Origin of the sequence: Pseudomonas khavaziana (assembly GCF_019145205.1) — a bacterium.
Lineage (GTDB): Bacteria > Pseudomonadota > Gammaproteobacteria > Pseudomonadales > Pseudomonadaceae > Aquipseudomonas > Aquipseudomonas khavaziana.
The window spans coordinates 131808-149219 of sequence record NZ_JAHSTT010000008.1 but is presented as its reverse complement, the minus strand read 5'-3'; the positions used below and the strand labels follow the sequence as shown (position 1 = coordinate 149219).

Here is a 17412-nt window from a genome sequence, read left to right as displayed (position 1 = left end):
CTATGAGTGATACACCACAGTTTGATCTCCAACGCCGCCGCGTCCTGCTGGGCATGGCCGCCACTGGCGCGGCAATTGCCGGCAGCAGCTTGAGTTGCCCGGCCATGGCCGCAGCAGCAGAGCAGGTGACCAGCGCACCGCGCAGTGACAAGACCCATGACCGCCAGGCGTTTTTCGGCCAGCACCAAAGCGGCATCGTCACACCACGCCCGGCCTGCGGCATGGTCGTGGCGTTCGATGTACTGGCCAGCGACCGTGAAGATCTGGAGCGGCTGTTGCGTACCTTGAACGAGCGCATCGCGTTCCTGATGAGCGGTGGCACCGTGCCCCAAGTCGATCCGAAATTGCCACCTACCGATTCCGGCATCCTCGGTCCGGTGGTGTCGCCGGATAACTTGACCATTACCGTGTCGGTGGGCGAGTCGTTGTTCGATGAGCGCTTCGGCCTCAAGGCAGTCAAGCCCAAGCGCCTTAGCCGCATGGTCGGCTTTCCCAACGATGCGTTGGAACCGGCGCAATGCCACGGCGACCTGAGCCTGCAGTTCAGCTCCAATACGCCGGACACCAATATCCACGCCCTGCGCGACATCGTAAAGAACCTGCCCGACCTGCTGCTGGTGCGCTGGAAACAGGAAGGCAGCGTGCCGCCCCAGGCACCGGCCAAGCCCGGCGAGCCTGCGCAGAGTGCGCGCAATTTCCTGGGTTTTCGCGATGGTTCGGCCAACCCGGACTCCAACGATGCCAAGGCCATGGACCAGATCGTCTGGGTCCAACCCGGCAACGACGAACCGGCCTGGACCGCCCATGGCAGTTACCAGGCCGTGCGTATCATCCGTAACTTTGTCGAGCGTTGGGATCGCACCCCGCTGCAAGAACAGGAAAGCATAATAGGCCGCGTTAAACCCACGGGCGCCCCCATGGATGGCCAGCATGAAACCCAGGTTCCGGACTACAGCAAAGACCCGGAAGGCAAGTTGACCAAGCTCGACGCCCATATCCGCCTGGCCAACCCGCGCACGCCGCAGACCCAGGCCAACCTGATCCTGCGCCGGCCCTTCAACTACTCCAACGGCGTCAACAAAAACGGTCAGCTGGACATGGGGTTGTTGTTCATCTGTTACCAGGCCGACCTGGAGAAAGGCTTTATCAGCGTGCAAACGCGGCTCAACGGCGAGCCCTTGGAGGAATACCTCAAGCCGGTTGGCGGCGGCTATTTCTTCACCTTGCCGGGGGTCACCGGACCCAAGGATTTCCTTGGGCGCACACTGCTCGCCGCAACGTCCTCACCAACCACTGCCAATACCTGAAACAAACCAGAGCGGAATGTCTCCCATGAAGAAGTCGTTTATCGCGTTGCCGTTGTTAATGAGCCTTGCGCCGCTGGCAGCCTTCGCCGCCACCGCACCACTGGATCTGGTAGGGCCGGTGTCGGACTATAAGATCTATGTCACCGAAGAAATCGGCGAGCTGGTCACCCAGACCCAGGCCTTCACCGACGCCATCAACAAAGGCGACCTGGCCGCTGCCAGGCAGCTCTATGCGCCGACCCGCGTGCACTATGAGGCCATCGAGCCGATCGCCGAGCTGTTCAGCGACCTCGACGCGTCCATCGACTCCCGCGTCGATGACCATGAAAAAGGTGTGACGGCCGAAGACTTCACCGGCTTCCACCGTATTGAATATGCTCTGTTCGCGCAGAACTCGACCCAGGGCCTGGAGGCTCTGACCGCCAAGCTCAACGCCGATGTGAACGACCTCAAGACCCGCGTCGACGGCCTGACCTTCCCACCGGAAAAAGTCGTCGGCGGCGCCGCCGCGCTGCTGGAAGAAGTCGCCGCCACCAAGATCTCCGGCGAGGAAGACCGCTACAGCCATACCGACCTGTATGACTTCCAGGGCAACATCGATGGCGCGAAGAAAATCGTCGACCTGTTCCGTGGCCAGATCGGCCAGCAAGACCAGGCCTTCCTGGCCAAGGTCGACAAGAACTTCGCCACCGTCAACAAGATCCTGGCCAAGTACAAGACCCAGGATGGCGGCTTCGAGACCTACGACAAGGTCAAGGACAACGACCGCAAGGCGCTGGTGGGCCCGGTCAACACACTGGCTGAAGACCTGTCGATGCTGCGCGGCAAGTTGGGCTTGAACTAAGCGCTTCGAGCAAAAAAAAACACCCAGGTCCCGTTAAGGGGCCTGGGTGTTTTTTTACCCGTGACTTATTCGGCTACAGGATGCGGTACAGCAAACGCTCGATGCGCACCCGGCTGACCCGGCGCAGGAACTTGCCCACCGCTGGCGGATAATCCACCAGCGTCTGCAACTGCTGGTAACCCTGGATACGCGTGGTGTGCTGGAAAATCTGCGTCAACTCCGCACGCCGCGGCGCCAGCCATTGGCCTTTGGGATCGTCTATCAACAAGCCGTTTTCCAGGTCGAGGCGGAACGCCCGAGGGTTGAGGTTGTTGCCGGTAAGCAACGTGTAGCGCTGGTCAACCCACAGCCCCTTGAGGTGGTAAGTGTTGTCGCCATCGTGCCAAAGGTGCAGGTTCAACTGGCCGCTGTCGATCATCGGCTGGTGACGCTTGGCAAACCGCCGCAGGCTGATCTCGTACAGGTACGGCAATGCCGCAATCACCTTGAACGGCTCGCTGGGCGGAATGTAGAAGTCGTTGGCGGTCTTGTCGCCGACCACGATGTCGATCTTCACCCCACGCGCCAGGGCGCGGTTGATCTCGCGGGTCACCGGCAATGGCAGGTTGAAGTAAGGTGTGCAGATGGTCAGTTGCTGCTGGGCGCTGGCGATCAACTCGAGGATCACCCGGCTCAGGGGGTTGTTCTTGCCGACACCGAGCAATGGGCTGACTGACAGGTGGCCGTTGGGCAACTGCCCTGCCGTGGTGTCATAGGCCGCATGCTTGAGGCGGCTGCGCAGGTCGCCGATGTCGTTGCGCAGGCTGCGGGTGGTGGGCGGGTTCGGCAGGTCCAGGCGATGCACCGCCTTGGACGCTACCAGACCATGTTCCACCAGGTGCTGCATCGAATCGGCCAGGGCCTGGCTGTGGATCAGGTGGTAACGGTCGAAGCGGTATTTGTCGAACTTGTGCAGGTACACATTGTTCAGGCTGGCACCGCTGTACACCACGCTGTCATCAATGACAAAGCCCTTGAGGTGCAACACGCCGAACAGCTCGCGGGTTTGCACTGGCACGCCATACACCGGCACTTCGCTGGCGTGGCTTTGCGTCATCGCCTGGTACCAGGCGCTGTTGCCCGGTTGCTTGCCGGCGCCGATCAACCCGCGCTGGGCCCGCAGCCAGTCAACCATCACCACGATATCCAATTCGGGTCTTGCAGCCTTGGCGGCGTTCAGGGCGTCGTAGATTTCCTGGCCCGCTTCGTCCTGCTGCAAGTACAGCGCAACGATGTAGATACGCCGCGTGGCCTGGGCGATTTTCTCCAGCAGGCAGCGACGATACGCGTCAGCGCTGGGCAGCACCTCGATGGCCTCGGGGGACAATGGAAAACCGCGCAGCTTGGGCAACAGGGAACGTTTGAAGAACGTCGGCATAAGGCTCGCAATGGGTCGAATCCGAAGAGGCCCCGAGCTTACACCATGGGGCGGCCCAGGTCTCGCCATCGACAAATGAAAAAAGCCGCTTGACCATGAAGAACGATCGTTCTACTTTATCCGACATGAATGATATAGCCAGCACTGAAACCCGCGACATTATCCTCGACGTCACCGAAAAGTTGATCTATCGGCACGGCATCGCCGCCACCGGCATGGACTTGCTGGTGAAAACCGCCGGCGTGTCGAGAAAAAGCATCTATCGCTACTTCGCCAACAAGGACGAGTTGGTGATTGCCGCCCTGCAACGCCGCGACGAACGCTGGATGCAGTGGTTGCGCAGCGAAGTCGAACGCAACGAGGACAGTGGGGAGCGTCTGCTGGGGCTGTTCAGTGCTCTCAAGGGCTGGTTTGGCTCGGCGGACTTCCGTGGCTGCGCCTTTATCAATACCAGTGGTGAAACCGGCAGCGCGCAAGACCCGGTTCGCCTGTTAGCCAAGGCGCATAAACAAAAGCTGTTCGAGTACGCACTTGAACTATGCCAAGCACATGGTATCCCCGACCCGGAACGGCAGGCCGCGCAACTGCTGATCCTGATCGATGGCGCCATTACCGTTGCCCTGGTCATGGGCGATTCAACAGCTGCCGATAATGCGCAATGCATGGCGCGAACGTTATTGCAACTTTGAACCCCACTGGCCAGGCAACTTTCGATCTAACTTAATTGTATTCAGGAGCCGCCCAATGTCAGCACAAACAGAAGCCCGTCCGCCCCTGCCGCCGTTTAATCGCGAGTCGGCCATCGAAAAGGTCCGCCTGGCCGAAGACGGCTGGAACTCCCGCGACCCACAGCGCGTGTCCCTGGCCTACACTCTGGACACGCAGTGGCGTAACCGCGCTGAATTTGCCCACAACCGCGAGGAAGCCAAGCAGTTCCTGGCACGCAAATGGGCCAAGGAGCTGGATTACCGATTGATCAAGGAACTGTGGGCGTTCACCGGTAACCGCATTGCCGTGCGCTATGCCTACGAATGGCATGATGATTCGGGCAACTGGTTCCGTTCCTACGGTAATGAAAACTGGGAGTTCGATGAGAACGGCCTGATGGCCAACCGCTTTGCCTGCATCAACGACAGGCCTATCCAGGAAAGCGAACGCAAGTTTCACTGGCCGCTGGGCCGTCGTCCTGATGATCATCCGGGGTTGTCGGACTTGGGCCTGTAACATTCCCGTTCTGCAACCTGATGGGATCCAATTGTGGGAGGGGCTTGCCCTCTCCCACACAAGCCTGATCAGTCCTGATTGAGCCCGACCCGATACAGCACGCCATCATCTTCATCGGTCAGCACATACAGAAAGCCATCCGGCCCTTGCCGCACATCGCGGATCCGCGCTTTCAACTCGCCCAGCAAGCGTTCCTCATGAACAACTTTGTCGCCATCGAACTGCAGTCGAATCAGTTCCTGGCTGACCAGCGCACCAATAAACACGTTGTGCTGCCACGCCTTGAAGCGGTCGGCATCATAGAACGCCATGCCGCTGATGCCTGGAGACTTTTCCCACACATGGTGCGGCGCCACCGTGCCTTCCGCAGTCTTGCCCTTGGCCTCGGGAATGGGCAGCAGGGAATAGTTGATGCCATGGGTTGCCAGCGGCCAGCCATAATTCTTGCCGCGCTCGATGATATTGACTTCATCACCGCCACGGGGCCCGTGTTCGTTTTCCCAGATCGTGCCGCTCCACGGGTTCAGCGCCAGGCCTTGGGGGTTGCGCTGGCCGTAGGACCAGATCTCGGGACGTACACCGGGCTGGCCGACGAAAGGGTTGTCATCGGGTACGCGGCCATCCGGATAGATGCGCACGACCTTACCCTGCAATTTGTCCAGGTCCTGGGCCGTCGGGCGGTCGTTGTTCTCTCCCAGGGTCACGAACAGGTAACCGTCACGGTCAAACGCCAGGCGCGAGCCAAAGTGATTGCCGGTGGACAGCTTGGGCTCCTGGCGCAGGATGACCTTGAAATCCTTCAGGCCGCTCAGGTCGTCAGCCAGACGCCCGCGCCCTACGGCGGTTCCGGCCTTGCCGCCTTCACCTCCACCTTCGGCGTAGGACAGGTAGACCATACGGTCCTGCTTGAAGTCCGGCGACAGCACCACATCGAGCAAGCCGCCCTGCCCTTTGGCCCAAACCTGCGGCACACCCGACAGTGGCGCGGAAAGTTTGCCGTCCGGGCTGACAAAGCGCAGGTGCCCAGGTCGCTCGGTCACCAGGAAGCCTTGCTGGTCGGGCAGGAACGCCAGCGCCCACGGGTGGTCCAGGCCCTTGGCGATCGGCGTGGCGGTGACGCTGCCTTGCTCACTGGGAAATTGCTGGCTATCGGCGGCGTGTACCGTGCTCAACGGCACAAGAACGGTGGCGCACAATGCGGCCAACAAGGTTTTGCGTAGCAACATAAGACGAGTCCTTAGCGGCGATTGCCGTTGGCATCATAGGTGGGCGCTTTGGGTTCAGTGGCCGGGCGACTCGGCGCCGCTTCCTGCCTCGGATAACGGTTGCCGATGCCGCCGTTTTCCACAGTCGGTCGCGGGCTGGTCGGGGTGGTCTGGATTCCACGAACAGCCGGCGCATTGGGCTGGGTGCCCTGCATGCTGTTGGGATTGGCCCGATGAATCGGGCTGTTGTTGGTGTCGTAACGGCCCGGCAGGTTTTGCGCCTGGGCCAATGGTGCCAGGGCCAGGCCCAGCGCAAGTGCTGCAAGATGACGTACACAACGGTTCATGAGCAAACCTCTCTATGCCGAGTACTACCTGCGTTCGATAACACGCTACCCCGAGGGTTCGCGTTGTGACACTAAATAGTTTCTCATCAGGTGTAACACGATCTGTCCGAGCATCTACCCGTCGAAACTTTTGCCCTGGCCCACGAGTCACCAGAACACAGTCTCTTCGTTAAGGAGTTGCATCTATGCCGCGGGCAATCTGGAAAGGCGCCATCAGTTTCGGCTTGGTTCACATCCCGGTATCGCTGGTCTCGGCCACGTCATCCCAAGGTGTCGATTTCGACTGGCTGGACAAGCGCAGCATGGACCCGGTGGGCTATAAGCGCATCAACAAGACGACCGGCAAGGACGTCACCAAGGAGAATATCGTCAAGGGCGTGGCCTATGAAAAAGGTCGTTACGTAGTGCTCAGCGAAGATGAAATTCGCTCGGCCCACCCCAAGTCGACCCAGACTATAGAGATCATCGCCTTCGTCGCCAGCGACCAGATCCCGCTGCAAAACATCGACACGCCGTATTTCCTGGCCCCGGACAAACGCGGCGGCAAGGTCTATGCGCTGCTGCGTGAAACCCTGAAGAAAACCGGCAAGGTCGCCCTGGCCAATGTCGTGCTGCACACCAAGCAGCATTTGGCCGCATTGATGCCGCTGGAGTCGGCCCTGGTGCTGGTGATGTTGCGCTGGCCTGCCGAAGTGCGCAGCCTGGACGAGCTGGAGCTGGGCAGCGATGTGACCAAGCCGACCTTGGCCAAGGGAGAACTGGACATGGCCAAGCGCCTGGTGGAAGACATGAGCGCCGACTGGCAGCCCGATGAGTACCGCGACAGCTTCCAGGACAAGATCATGGCCCTGGTGGCGCAGAAGGCCAAGGCTGGCAAGATCGAAGATGTAGAGACAGCCGAGGGCAGCGAAGAGCGCAAATCCGCCGACGTAATCGACCTGACGGAGTTGCTCAAGCGCAGTCTGGCGGGCAAACCGGCAGCGAAGAAGCCCGCCGCAAAAAAGTCCGGTAAAAAAGCCTCTTGAGTCCGCCATTGGCTGGAGAATGACATGGCAAAGCCCCTGAGCGAGTACAACCGCAAACGCGATTTTGAGATCACCGCCGAACCGGCCGGCAGTTCACGCGCCACAAAGCGCAAAACCTCGGCCCTGAGTTTTGTGATCCAGAAGCATGATGCGCGCAACCTGCACTATGACTTTCGCCTGGAGCTCGACGGTGTGCTGTTGAGCTGGGCCGTGCCCAAGGGCCCGAGCCTGGATCCGACCCAGAAGCGCCTGGCGGTGCATGTCGAGGACCATCCCCTGAGCTACAGCAGTTTCGAGGGCAGCATTCCCGCCGGCCAATACGGCGCCGGGGATGTGATCGTGTGGGACCGTGGCCTGTGGCAACCCCATGATGATCCGCACAAGGCCTACGCAGCCGGCAAACTCAAGTTCACCCTGGTCGGCGAGAAGCTCTCGGGGGATTGGGCCCTGGTGCGTACCCGGCTTAAAGGCAGCGGCGACAAGGAGCAATGGTTGCTGATCAAGGAAAAGGACCAGCAGGCCCGCCCAGCGTCCGACTACGATATCGTCCAGGCCCGGCCCGACAGTGTGCTCAGCGACGCCTCGGTGGGCAAAGTCAAAGCCGCCGGCAAAGCCAGGAAAGCTGCAAAACCCAAGAAAGCAACCGCTGCCCTTCCAGAGCAATTCTCCCCGCAACTGGCAACCCTGGTCGACCGCGCCCCTGCTGGCGACTGGCTGTACGAGATCAAATTCGACGGCTACCGTATGCTGGCGCGTATCCGCGACGGTGAGGTGCGCCTGTTCACCCGCAACGGCAACGATTGGACCGAGCGCTTGCCGCGCCAGGTGAAAGCGTTGCAGGCGCTCAAGCTCAAGGACAGTTGGCTGGACGGTGAAGTCGTCAGTCTCAACGCCGACGGTCTGCCGGATTTCCAGGCGCTGCAGAATGCCTTCGATATTGGCCGCAGCCTGGATATCGTCTATTACCTGTTCGATGCGCCCTTCCTCGATGGGCAAGACCTGCGCCACATTGCGGTAGAAGAACGCCGGGCCGCGCTCAAGGCCGCGCTTTCCGGCAGCCGTAGCAAGCTGCTGCGCTTCTCTGAAGCGTTCGCCGCCAACCAGCGCGACATTTTCGAAAGTGCCTGTGACCTGGCCCTTGAAGGCGTGATCGGCAAGCGCGCCGGCAGCCTCTACGTATCAAGCCGCAGCGCGGACTGGATCAAGCTCAAATGCCGCTTGCGCCAGGAGTTCGTGATTGTCGGCTACACCCGCCCGCAAGGTTCGCGCAGTGGGTTTGGCGCACTGTTGCTGGCGGTCAACGACGACAACGGGCTGGTTTACGCCGGGCGCGTGGGCACGGGCTTTGACCAGGCGGCGCTGAAGAGCATCTACGCCAAGCTCACCGCCCTTGAGCGCAAAACCTCGCCGCTGGGAAAACCACTGACCAGCGCCCAGGCCCGTGGCGTGCATTGGGTTGAACCGACGCTGGTGGGCGAAGTGCAATTTACCGAATGGACCCGTGAGGGTGTGGTGCGCCAGGCGGCGTTTCTCGGCTTACGCACGGACAAGCCTGCCGCACAGATCATCCATGAACAGCCGCGCGCGGCAAAATCCCTGGAGAAGCCCAAAAAACCCACGGCAAAAACCACCGAAAGTGGGGTGAATATCACCCACCCCGAGCGCGTCATCGATACGCAAAGCGGCACGCAAAAACAGCAACTGGCACAGTTCTATGCCGGCATCAGCCAATGGATCCTGCCATTCCTGCACGGTCGGCCCGTGTCGCTGCTCAGGGCCCCGGAGGGGATTGAGGGCGAACAGTTCTTCCAGAAGCACTCCGAGCGCATGACCATTCCCCACATCAAGCAACTTGACCAGGCGCTGGACCCTGGCCACGCGCGTCTCATGGAAATCGACAGCCAGGACGCGTTGGTCGGCGCTGTGCAAATGGGCACCGTCGAGTTGCATACCTGGGGCGCCACGACAGACAAGATTGAAACGCCGGACCTGTTCGTGCTGGACCTCGACCCGGATCCGGCCTTGCCGTGGAAAGCCATGCTGGAGGCGGCCCAGCTGACATTGTCAGTACTGGATGAGCTGGGTTTGCAAGCCTTCGTCAAGACCAGCGGCGGCAAAGGCCTGCACTTGATTGTGCCGCTGGCCCGACGCGATGGCTGGGACACTGTGAAAGCATTCGCCAAGGCAATGGCCCAGTTCATGACCCAGCAGCTGCCGGAGCGTTTCACCGCCACCAGCGGCCCCAAAAACCGTGTGGGCAAGATCTTTATCGATTATCTGCGCAACGCCCGGGGCGCCAGTACGGTGGCAGCTTATTCCGTGCGGGCGCGGCCGGGCTTGCCGGTATCGGTGCCGGTCAGTCGGGATGAATTGAAAGACTTGCGTGGCGCCCAGCAGTGGACGGTGGCGAACCTGCATGAGCGGCTGCAGGGTCTGAAGGAGGATCCGTGGGCCGGCTACGCCAATCGACAGAAGATCAGCAAAAAGATATGGGACAGGCTGGGCGCGAAACCACCACAGTGATTCGCACCCGGCGCCAGGTTCAGATAAGAATGAAGATCAGCGCCAAGCCGGCAAAGATCACCCATTTTTCCAGATAGTAACGTGTGCGGTTACGCTTCTTGAGCTCTTTGCCGCGCAGGCGGATCTTGTACAGGCGGGTAAAGGCACGGTTCAGGCCACCGGTCTTGTCACCCTCGTCATTGGGCGAGCCCGCCGCCGCCATCACGTTGCGACTGAACCAACGATTGAACGCCGCAGCCCAGCGGTACTTCATGGGGCGTTCGATATCGCAGAACAGAATGATGCGGTTTTTCCCGGTGGTGTTTTCCGCATAGTGGATATAGGTCTCATCGAACATCACCGGCTCGCCGTCGCGCCAGTAATAGCTCTCGCCATCCACATTGATGTAGCAGCCCGGATCGTTAGGCGTATCCAGCCCCAAGTGGTAGCGATAGGAGCCTGCGTACGGGTCACGGTGACGCACCAGCTTGGAGCCTGGCGGCAGCTCAGCGAACATGGCGGCCTTGATCGAGCCGATGCTTTGCACCAACTCGGTGGTGCGTGGGCATAGCTTCATCGCCGAGGGGTGGCTGTCGCCGTACCACTTGAGATAAAAGCGTTTCCAGCCCGACTTGAAGAACGAATTGAAACCTACGTCGTTGTACTGATCCGAACGCTTGATCTCCCCTGCCCTCATCAGGTTCTGGCCTTCCTGGCGGATCTCCTCCCAATGCTCCTGCAAAGGGCTCAGCTCTGGAAAGTCGCTGGGTGAGAGATAGGGGCGGCCTGGCTGCTTGGAGAACAGGTACAGGAAGCAGTTGACCGGCGCCAGGAACGTCGAGTGATCGCTAAGCTGGCGCCCCAGCTTGTGCCGCACCCGGCCGCGCAGGTGTACATACGCAATGGAGGCAACGTAGAGAGCAACAATGATGAGTTTCAAGGGATTCGTCACAAGTCAGGGAGAGAACAGGCTGCACCTGCGGGCCCACAACGGCCGAGGATGATAAGCAGCACCTGAAATCACAATTCACATACAGGCGGCACGACCGGTCGGGCAACCCTTCGGCGTGGAACCACTGGCCGTTATTTAGCCACACTTTGTAACCTAAGGTTAACTAAGAATTGTGAAAACCTGTCCACTGATTGTGCTATGGGTATGAGCAGGCGGGCCTTTGTGCCCACCTGTTTCTGGCGTTTGTCACACTTACAAGGTCTCGTCTTTACCCTCGCGACGGGTAAAGCTGCTATCACCCAATGCCGTATAAGGTACCGCCTGGCTACGGCTACGGATGAAGTAGCGGATCAGTGCGATCATCAGGCCAAGCAGCAGGCCACCGACCAGACTCAATGCGATCACCAGCGGTTTTTTCGGCTTGATCGGCGACAAAGGTTCCTGGGCACGGCGGTCGATCGTCACCAGCTTCAGGTTGCTCATATCGATGTTCAAGCCGCGCAACCTGGCGACTTCAGCGCGAAGCGGCTCTACGTCCTGCAGGAAAATGTCTTCATTACCCCGCTTGCGCAGCACCTCGACCTCGCGGTTGCTTTCCAGCAGTTGCAACTCCTTGCCGATCTCGGCAATGCGCGGGTTGGTGAAATCATCGCTGGTACGCTGTTGCAATGCGGCGCGTTCGGCCTCCAATGCTTCAGTGCCCATGAAATACAGCGGGATCTTCTGATTGTTCACCTCGGTGCGCATGACCTGGCCCGAACTGCGCGTGGCGTCGGCCATGGAAGACGGTGTGGTCGGTGTGCGGATACCCATGGACTTGGCAATGCTGATGGCTTCCGCCAGCTCGGCCAGGCGATTGGTGCGCTCCATCTTCATCTGCAGGCGCAGCGCGCTGAGTTCGTCCTGTAGCTGGGCGCGCTTGAGACGGTCAGCCTCAAGCAGCTTGGCAATCTTGGACTCCTTGTCGGTATCGTAGTTGGAGCGGGCGGCGTCGATCTTGCCCTTGAGCTCGGTCAAGCGGTTATTGACGATGACCTTGAGATCGGCACCGACTTGCTGGCGTTCCGCAGCAATGGCGTAGTCCACAAAACCGTTGAGGATCGCGACGCCATCGACGTCGGCCGGGTATTGCAGTTCCAGGCGGATATAGTTGCTCAGCGAATCGGATTTCTTCGGGTCGGGAAGGATCAGATTGACGGAATTGCGGTTGAACTCCTCAAAGCTCTGCTCAAGGCTCTGCCCAGGTTTCTTGAACGCCTTGAACAACTCTTCATGGTCCTTGAAGAAGCCTAGGCGGGCCTCGTAGGAGTCCAACTGGGCGCCCACCTTCAGCAACGCATCAGCGGGGGGCAACTTATAAACTTCCGAACGGTTCAAGGCATCCAGTTCGTTAATTGCCGCAGGTCGCAGCACACTGCTGACTTCATACGTCTTGGGCGCCAGGAAGGCATACCCCGCACCTAATACACCTGCCAAAAGCGTACAGCCGATGACGAGCTTCTTTTGCCGCCAAATGGCGTGAAACAGTTCAAACAGATCAATTTCATCAGACGCTGCGGAAGGCGGGAGTGGGGTAGTTCGATTCAAAATAAGAACACCTTAAAATAATACTAAAAGGCCATCATTCTCAGAAGTCCGAATGACTTCAAAAATCAGGGACAACGCCCTGGCTACGGCGGACCAATGGCGATCTGACCACTTAGTCTGCTGAAATATCCCACAGCTTGGGGGATTATTTCGGTTTTATATCGATGAGTAGTCCAAATGAAACAGCCATGTCGGACTAACCTCGATACCATCGTAGTCAATACAACATGAAAATGCTGTCAAATACCTGTCTTATAAAGAAAAAAATCAGCATCCCCGCTTTGTGGCCCCACTCTCGGTACAATTGAATACTTTTTGGTTCAGCAATAAGGAATTTGCATGTCGCCTCTGTCAACCGCTGACTTTCACGCTCTTCAAGGTGCCTGGGAACAAACGGCCCTCGAAGACGCTGGCGTGCTCAACCCCGACGACGCTCACAGTGCGCCGGGTGCTATCACGACTATCAACGCAGACCGCTTCGAAGTTGTTACGGTAACGGGAGAGACATTGCTGGCTGGCCGGTTTGTGCTGGACGCCGATACCGCACCCAAGAGCATCACTTGGATTGACACCATCGGTGATGACGCAGGCAAGCGGTTACCGGCCAGTTACCGGCTCGAAGGCGATGATTTTGTATTTATCGCAGCGGACGAAGGCATGCCCAGGCCAAGGGTATTCAGCACCGGCCCTGGGCAAACCATGCGCACCTTCGTGCGACGGTCGTGATCGTCGCGTTTATCCGATTCGATCACGGTATTTTCACAAGACCTTCACTTTCCGGCCGTTAGAGTCAGGCCTACCTACTCCAGTGAATCACTTGGCCCGCCTCTCCTCGCGGGCTTTTTTTTGCGTGAGCCAAACGCTGTCATTCGACCAGCTTGGTGGCCGTGAGGGTAAAGCACAGGGGCAATTGCGCTGCCTGATGTTCATATTGATCGTAGAGTTCTTCCCGATTGGAGTGCGGGTATTCCTGCAAATGCCCAATCTGCATGTGCGCAGCAATTGCCCCGCTGACCACGTTGCCCAGGGTGTGCACGTACCAATAGGACGTCGGTCCGGCCAGTTCGCCCTGCCCTTCATAGACAATGGATTCCTGCAGCACAAAAGGCTCACGCTGGAAGTAAGAGCTGGCAGGCAGCAACGGGTTGGCCGCCCGCGGGTCGAACACCTCAAGGAAGGGATGGGTTTCGTACATCACCAGCGTGCCGCCAGGTCTCAGCACACGGGCGACATGCTGCATGAACAACGCCACATCCGGCATCCAGCCCAGTACACCAATGGTCACCAGGGCGATATCGAATTGCGCGTGCAAGCGCTCCGGCAAAGCGTGGATGTCACTCTCTATGAACTCGGGGCTATGGGGCGAGACTGCAGCCAGTTCCCGCGCCTGCCCAAGAAACGCCCCGGATTGGTCGATCCCCACCACCGAACGCGCGCCCAGGCTATACAACGACAGGCTTTCGCGCCCGTTGTTACAACCCAGTTGCACCACATCCTTGCCCGCCACACCGACCTCTTGCAGCACCGCGGTAATGGTGGGATCAAGGCAGGAGAAATCAGGCTTGGCGACCTGGCCCAGAAGCGTCGACCAGGTCGCGGTGTCTTTGTGCAGCCGGGCCGACTCATCCCAGGCGTTCTTGTTGCTGGCAATCGCCTCTTGCGCTGAGGGCATGTCCATTGCTTCTCCAGAAAGTCAGTACTGCGGGCTTGGGAAAGTAAGACAAATACCTGCAGGATGAAACCCTCGGCTTCGGCGAAACTTATCGTCGAGCTTGCAGGTCATTACCCCAACGTGTGTTCGGCCCCCGGACGCCGCTCTCGAAGAACGCACCGTGGCCCATCCCTCAGACCAGCGCATTGCCTTATCCCTGGACAGCCTGAACTTCTTCCTCGCGGATGTGCGCGACGGTCTCGGGCCGTACCTGGCGATTTACCTGCTGGCAGTCCATAAATGGGACCCGGCCAGTATCGGCGTGGTCATGACCCTCGCCGGCATCGCCGCCTTGGTCACCCAGGGCCCGGCGGGGGCGTTGATCGACCGAACGCGCAGCAAGCGTGCAGTGATTGCCATCGCCGCGCTGCTGGTGACCGCCAGTTGCCTGCTGCTGCCCTTCGTCAGCTCATTTGGCTGGGTGACGCTGACCCAAGCCGCCAGCGCCGTTGCCGCGTCAGTATTTGCCCCGGCCATTTCTGCCATCTCCCTTGGTATCACCGGCCCCCGTGCCTTCACTCGGCGCACCGGGCGCAACGAAACCTTTAATCACGCCGGCAACGCCGTGGCCGCATTGCTGGCCGGAGGCCTGGCTTATCTGTATGGGCCGGTGGTGGTGTTCTACCTGATGGCATTTATGGCAGTGGCCAGTGTCATCGCCGTCAGTTGCGTGCCGGCCAGGGCGATTGACCATGAGGTCGCCCGTGGCTTCGACCCCGCCCATCACAACGACCATGAGCAGCCCTCGGGTCTGAACGCCCTGCTGACCAACCGCCCGCTGCTGCTGTTCGCCGTCTGCTGCGCGCTGTTTCACCTTGCCAATGCCGCGATGCTGCCACTGGTCAGCCAGAAGCTGGCGCAGATCAACCTGCAGATGGCGACGCCGCTGACCTCCGCCTGCATCGTTGCTGCGCAGTTGGTGATGGTGCCGATGGCTTGGCTGGTAGGGCTCAAGGCCGATGTATGGGGGCGCAAGCCACTGTTGCTGGCTGGCTTTTTGATCCTGCCGCTGCGCGGCGTGCTCTATACCCTGTCCAGCGACCCCTATTGGCTGGTAGCAGTGCAAATGCTCGATGGCATCGGTGCCGGTATTTTCGGCGCCCTGTTCCCTGTCATCGTCAAGGACCTGACCCAAGGCACCGGGCGCTTCAACGTCAGCCTGGGCGCCCTCTCCACCGTGTTCGGCCTGGGCGCGGCGCTGAGCAACAGCCTGGCCGGTTTCGTGGTGCAGCAGGCTGGCTACAACGCGGCTTTCCTGGCGCTGGCCGGCGTGGCAGGTATTGCGTTGCTGCTGTTATGGCTGGCCATGCCGGAAACGTTGGCAAAACCATCCTTCGTTCGCCATACACCTGTTGCCTGACATATGCGACAATGCGCGCCAAATTCCAACACACACCCCAAATTTTTCGCTCAGCGACCGGGTTTCGCGCCTTGATGTCGCTGTTGACGCATGCCTGAAGGCACCTGCCGTCACGCTCGCAACCCATTGATAGGTAAAGTAATTGATCTCCACAGCTAACATCACCATGCAGTTCGGCGCCAAGCCGCTCTTCGAGAACGTCTCGGTCAAGTTCGGCGCCGGCAACCGCTATGGCTTGATCGGTGCCAACGGTTGCGGCAAGTCGACCTTCATGAAAATCCTCGGCGGCGACCTTGACCCATCCGGCGGCCAGGTCATGCTGGAGCCGAATGTGCGCCTGGGCAAACTGCGCCAGGATCAGTTCGCCTATGAAGAATTCACCGTGCTTGACACCGTGATCATGGGCCACGAGGAGCTGTGGAAGGTCAAAGCCGAGCGCGACCGTATCTATTCGCTGCCGGAAATGAGCGAAGACGACGGCATGGCCGTGGCCGAGCTGGAAACCGAGTTCGCCGAGATGGACGGCTACACCGCCGAGTCCCGCGCCGGCGAGCTGTTACTGGGTCTGGGCATTCCCCTGGAGCAGCACTTCGGCCCGATGAGCGAAGTGTCCCCTGGCTGGAAGCTGCGCGTATTGCTGGCCCAGGCGTTGTTTTCCGACCCGGAAGTGCTGCTGCTCGACGAACCGACCAACCACCTGGACATCAACACCATCCGCTGGCTGGAAAACATCCTGACCCAGCGCTCCAGCCTGATGATCATCATCTCTCACGACCGTCACTTCCTGAACAGCGTGTGCACCCACATGGCTGATTTAGACTACGGTGAGCTGCGCCTGTTCCCGGGCAACTACGACGAGTACATGACCGTGGCGACCCAATCCCGCGAGCAGCTGCTGTCGGACAACGCCAAGAAGAAAGCGCAGATCTCCGAGCTGCAATCCTTCGTCAGCCGCTTCTCGGCCAACGCCTCGAAAGCCAAGCAGGCCACATCCCGTGCCAAGGCGATCGACAAGATCCAACTGGCCGAGGTCAAGCCTTCGAGCCGTGTGAGCCCGTTCATTCGTTTCGAGCAGACTAAAAAGCTGCACCGCCAGGCGGTCATGGTCGAAAAGATGGCCAAAGGTTTTGATGGCAAGCCGCTGTTCAAAGACTTCAGCTTCCAGGTTGAAGCCGGCGAGCGCGTGGCGATCATCGGCCCCAACGGCATCGGCAAGACCACCCTGCTGCGTACCCTGGTCAACGAACTGACCCCGGATGCCGGCAGCATCAAGTGGACCGATGCTGCAGAACTGGGCTACTACGCCCAGGATCACGCGAGTGACTTCGAAAACGACATGAGCCTGTTCGACTGGATGGGCCAATGGACCCAGGGCGAGCAAGTGATCCGCGGCACCCTTGGGCGCATGCTGTTCTCCAACGACGAGATCCTCAAGTCGGTCAAGGTGATCTCCGGTGGTGAGCAAGGACGTATGTTGTTCGGCAAGCTGATCCTGCAAAAGCCGAACGTGCTGATCATGGACGAACCGACCAACCACTTGGACATGGAATCCATCGAAGCGCTGAACCTGGCGCTGGAGAACTACCCGGGCACGCTGATTTTCGTCAGTCACGACCGTGAGTTCGTATCGTCCCTGGCCACTCGCATCATCGAGTTGAGCCCGAGCGGCGTGATCGACTTCAGCGGCACCTATGACGACTACCTGCGTAGTCAGGGCGTGGTGTTTTAAGGGCAGCCATTAGTTTTTAGCTGCAAGCTGCAAGAAAAAGCCCTGTCCATGTGACAGGGCTTTTTGCATACCCACTACTGTAGGAGCGAGCTTGCTCGCGAAAAACCTGAGAGCGCCGCGGAGAATCAGTCTACCCGCGTTATCATTGACGCTCTTCGCGAGCAAGCTCGCTCCTACAGGGGTGCCGGTTATGCCATGATGC

General features: G+C 59.6%; 15 protein-coding genes and 1 pseudogene. 9 read left to right on the top strand and 7 right to left on the bottom strand.

All coding sequences use genetic code 11. The features are described 5' to 3' along the window. Positions 1 to 2: 2 nt before the first annotated feature. Complete coding sequence (gene efeB / locus KVH01_RS19815; protein WP_217882569.1) at positions 3 to 1307, top strand: iron uptake transporter deferrochelatase/peroxidase subunit; 1305 nt, start codon at positions 3 to 5, stop codon at positions 1305 to 1307. 25 nt (positions 1308 to 1332) lie between these two features. After that, positions 1333 to 2151: an iron uptake system protein EfeO gene (efeO, locus tag KVH01_RS19810; RefSeq protein ID WP_217882568.1), complete on the top strand. Its 819-nt coding sequence runs from the start codon at positions 1333 to 1335 to the stop codon at positions 2149 to 2151. Between the two features lie 73 nt (positions 2152 to 2224). Here efeO and pssA read toward each other — a convergent pair whose 3' ends face one another. Next, positions 2225 to 3568, bottom strand: a complete 1344-nt coding sequence (gene pssA / locus KVH01_RS19805; protein ID WP_217882567.1) for a CDP-diacylglycerol--serine O-phosphatidyltransferase — start codon at positions 3566 to 3568, stop codon at positions 2225 to 2227. Between the two features lie 125 nt (positions 3569 to 3693). Between pssA and KVH01_RS19800 the strand changes: the two genes are divergently transcribed. Both KVH01_RS19800 and KVH01_RS19795 read left to right on the top strand, forming a co-directional pair. Next, on the top strand, positions 3694 to 4257 hold the full coding sequence (locus tag KVH01_RS19800) for a TetR/AcrR family transcriptional regulator (RefSeq protein ID WP_217882696.1): 564 nt from the start codon (positions 3694 to 3696) through the stop codon (positions 4255 to 4257). A gap of 55 nt (positions 4258 to 4312) precedes the next feature. Then, positions 4313 to 4792 (top strand): nuclear transport factor 2 family protein, encoded by a 480-nt coding sequence (locus KVH01_RS19795; protein WP_217882566.1) that lies wholly within the window; start codon positions 4313 to 4315, stop codon positions 4790 to 4792. Positions 4793 to 4860: 68 nt separating this feature from the next. Here KVH01_RS19795 and KVH01_RS19790 read toward each other — a convergent pair whose 3' ends face one another. Together KVH01_RS19790 and KVH01_RS19785 are read right to left on the bottom strand one after the other, a co-directional pair. Continuing rightward, the gene (locus KVH01_RS19790) at positions 4861 to 6018 is read right to left on the bottom strand and encodes a PQQ-dependent sugar dehydrogenase (protein ID WP_217882565.1); all 1158 of its coding nucleotides are present in this window, start codon (positions 6016 to 6018) and stop codon (positions 4861 to 4863) included. 11 nt (positions 6019 to 6029) lie between these two features. Continuing rightward, positions 6030 to 6344: a hypothetical protein gene (locus KVH01_RS19785; RefSeq protein ID WP_124400574.1), complete on the bottom strand. Its 315-nt coding sequence runs from the start codon at positions 6342 to 6344 to the stop codon at positions 6030 to 6032. A gap of 185 nt (positions 6345 to 6529) precedes the next feature. Between KVH01_RS19785 and ku the strand changes: the two genes are divergently transcribed. Then, entirely contained in the window at positions 6530 to 7369 is an 840-nt protein-coding gene (ku, locus tag KVH01_RS19780; protein ID WP_217882564.1) for a non-homologous end joining protein Ku, read from the top strand. 24 nt (positions 7370 to 7393) lie between these two features. Continuing rightward, positions 7394 to 9892 carry a DNA ligase D gene (gene ligD / locus KVH01_RS19775; protein WP_217882563.1) on the top strand — a complete coding sequence of 833 codons (2499 nt, stop codon included), beginning with the start codon at positions 7394 to 7396 and terminating at the stop codon, positions 9890 to 9892. A 19-nt stretch (positions 9893 to 9911) separates the two neighbouring features. On the opposite strand, the gene lpxO is transcribed toward ligD, so the two are convergent. Both lpxO and KVH01_RS19765 read right to left on the bottom strand, forming a co-directional pair. After that, positions 9912 to 10811 (bottom strand): lipid A hydroxylase LpxO, encoded by a 900-nt coding sequence (lpxO, locus tag KVH01_RS19770; protein ID WP_043049844.1) that lies wholly within the window; start codon positions 10809 to 10811, stop codon positions 9912 to 9914. A 264-nt stretch (positions 10812 to 11075) separates the two neighbouring features. Continuing rightward, positions 11076 to 12410, bottom strand: coding sequence for a Wzz/FepE/Etk N-terminal domain-containing protein (locus KVH01_RS19765; protein ID WP_217882562.1), 1335 nt, complete (start codon positions 12408 to 12410; stop codon positions 11076 to 11078). Between the two features lie 339 nt (positions 12411 to 12749). Here KVH01_RS19765 and KVH01_RS19760 point away from each other — a divergent pair, with 339 nt between their 5' ends. Beyond that, positions 12750 to 13136, top strand: coding sequence for a TIGR03067 domain-containing protein (locus KVH01_RS19760; protein ID WP_217882561.1), 387 nt, complete (start codon positions 12750 to 12752; stop codon positions 13134 to 13136). Between the two features lie 139 nt (positions 13137 to 13275). On the opposite strand, the gene KVH01_RS19755 is transcribed toward KVH01_RS19760, so the two are convergent. Further along, entirely contained in the window at positions 13276 to 14088 is an 813-nt protein-coding gene (locus KVH01_RS19755) for a class I SAM-dependent methyltransferase (RefSeq protein ID WP_217882560.1), read from the bottom strand. A gap of 154 nt (positions 14089 to 14242) precedes the next feature. On the opposite strand from KVH01_RS19755, the gene KVH01_RS19750 reads away from it, so the two are divergent. Then, complete coding sequence (locus KVH01_RS19750; RefSeq protein ID WP_217882559.1) at positions 14243 to 15481, top strand: MFS transporter; 1239 nt, start codon at positions 14243 to 14245, stop codon at positions 15479 to 15481. 142 nt (positions 15482 to 15623) lie between these two features. Further along, on the top strand, positions 15624 to 17210 hold the full coding sequence (locus KVH01_RS19745; RefSeq protein ID WP_080889092.1) for an ABC-F family ATPase: 1587 nt from the start codon (positions 15624 to 15626) through the stop codon (positions 17208 to 17210). A gap of 75 nt (positions 17211 to 17285) precedes the next feature. Here the strand turns inward: KVH01_RS19745 and KVH01_RS29995 are convergent. Then, positions 17286 to 17402, bottom strand: a pseudogene (locus KVH01_RS29995) (outer membrane lipoprotein carrier protein LolA); the annotation flags it as partial. Between the last annotated feature and the right edge of the window lie 10 nt (positions 17403 to 17412).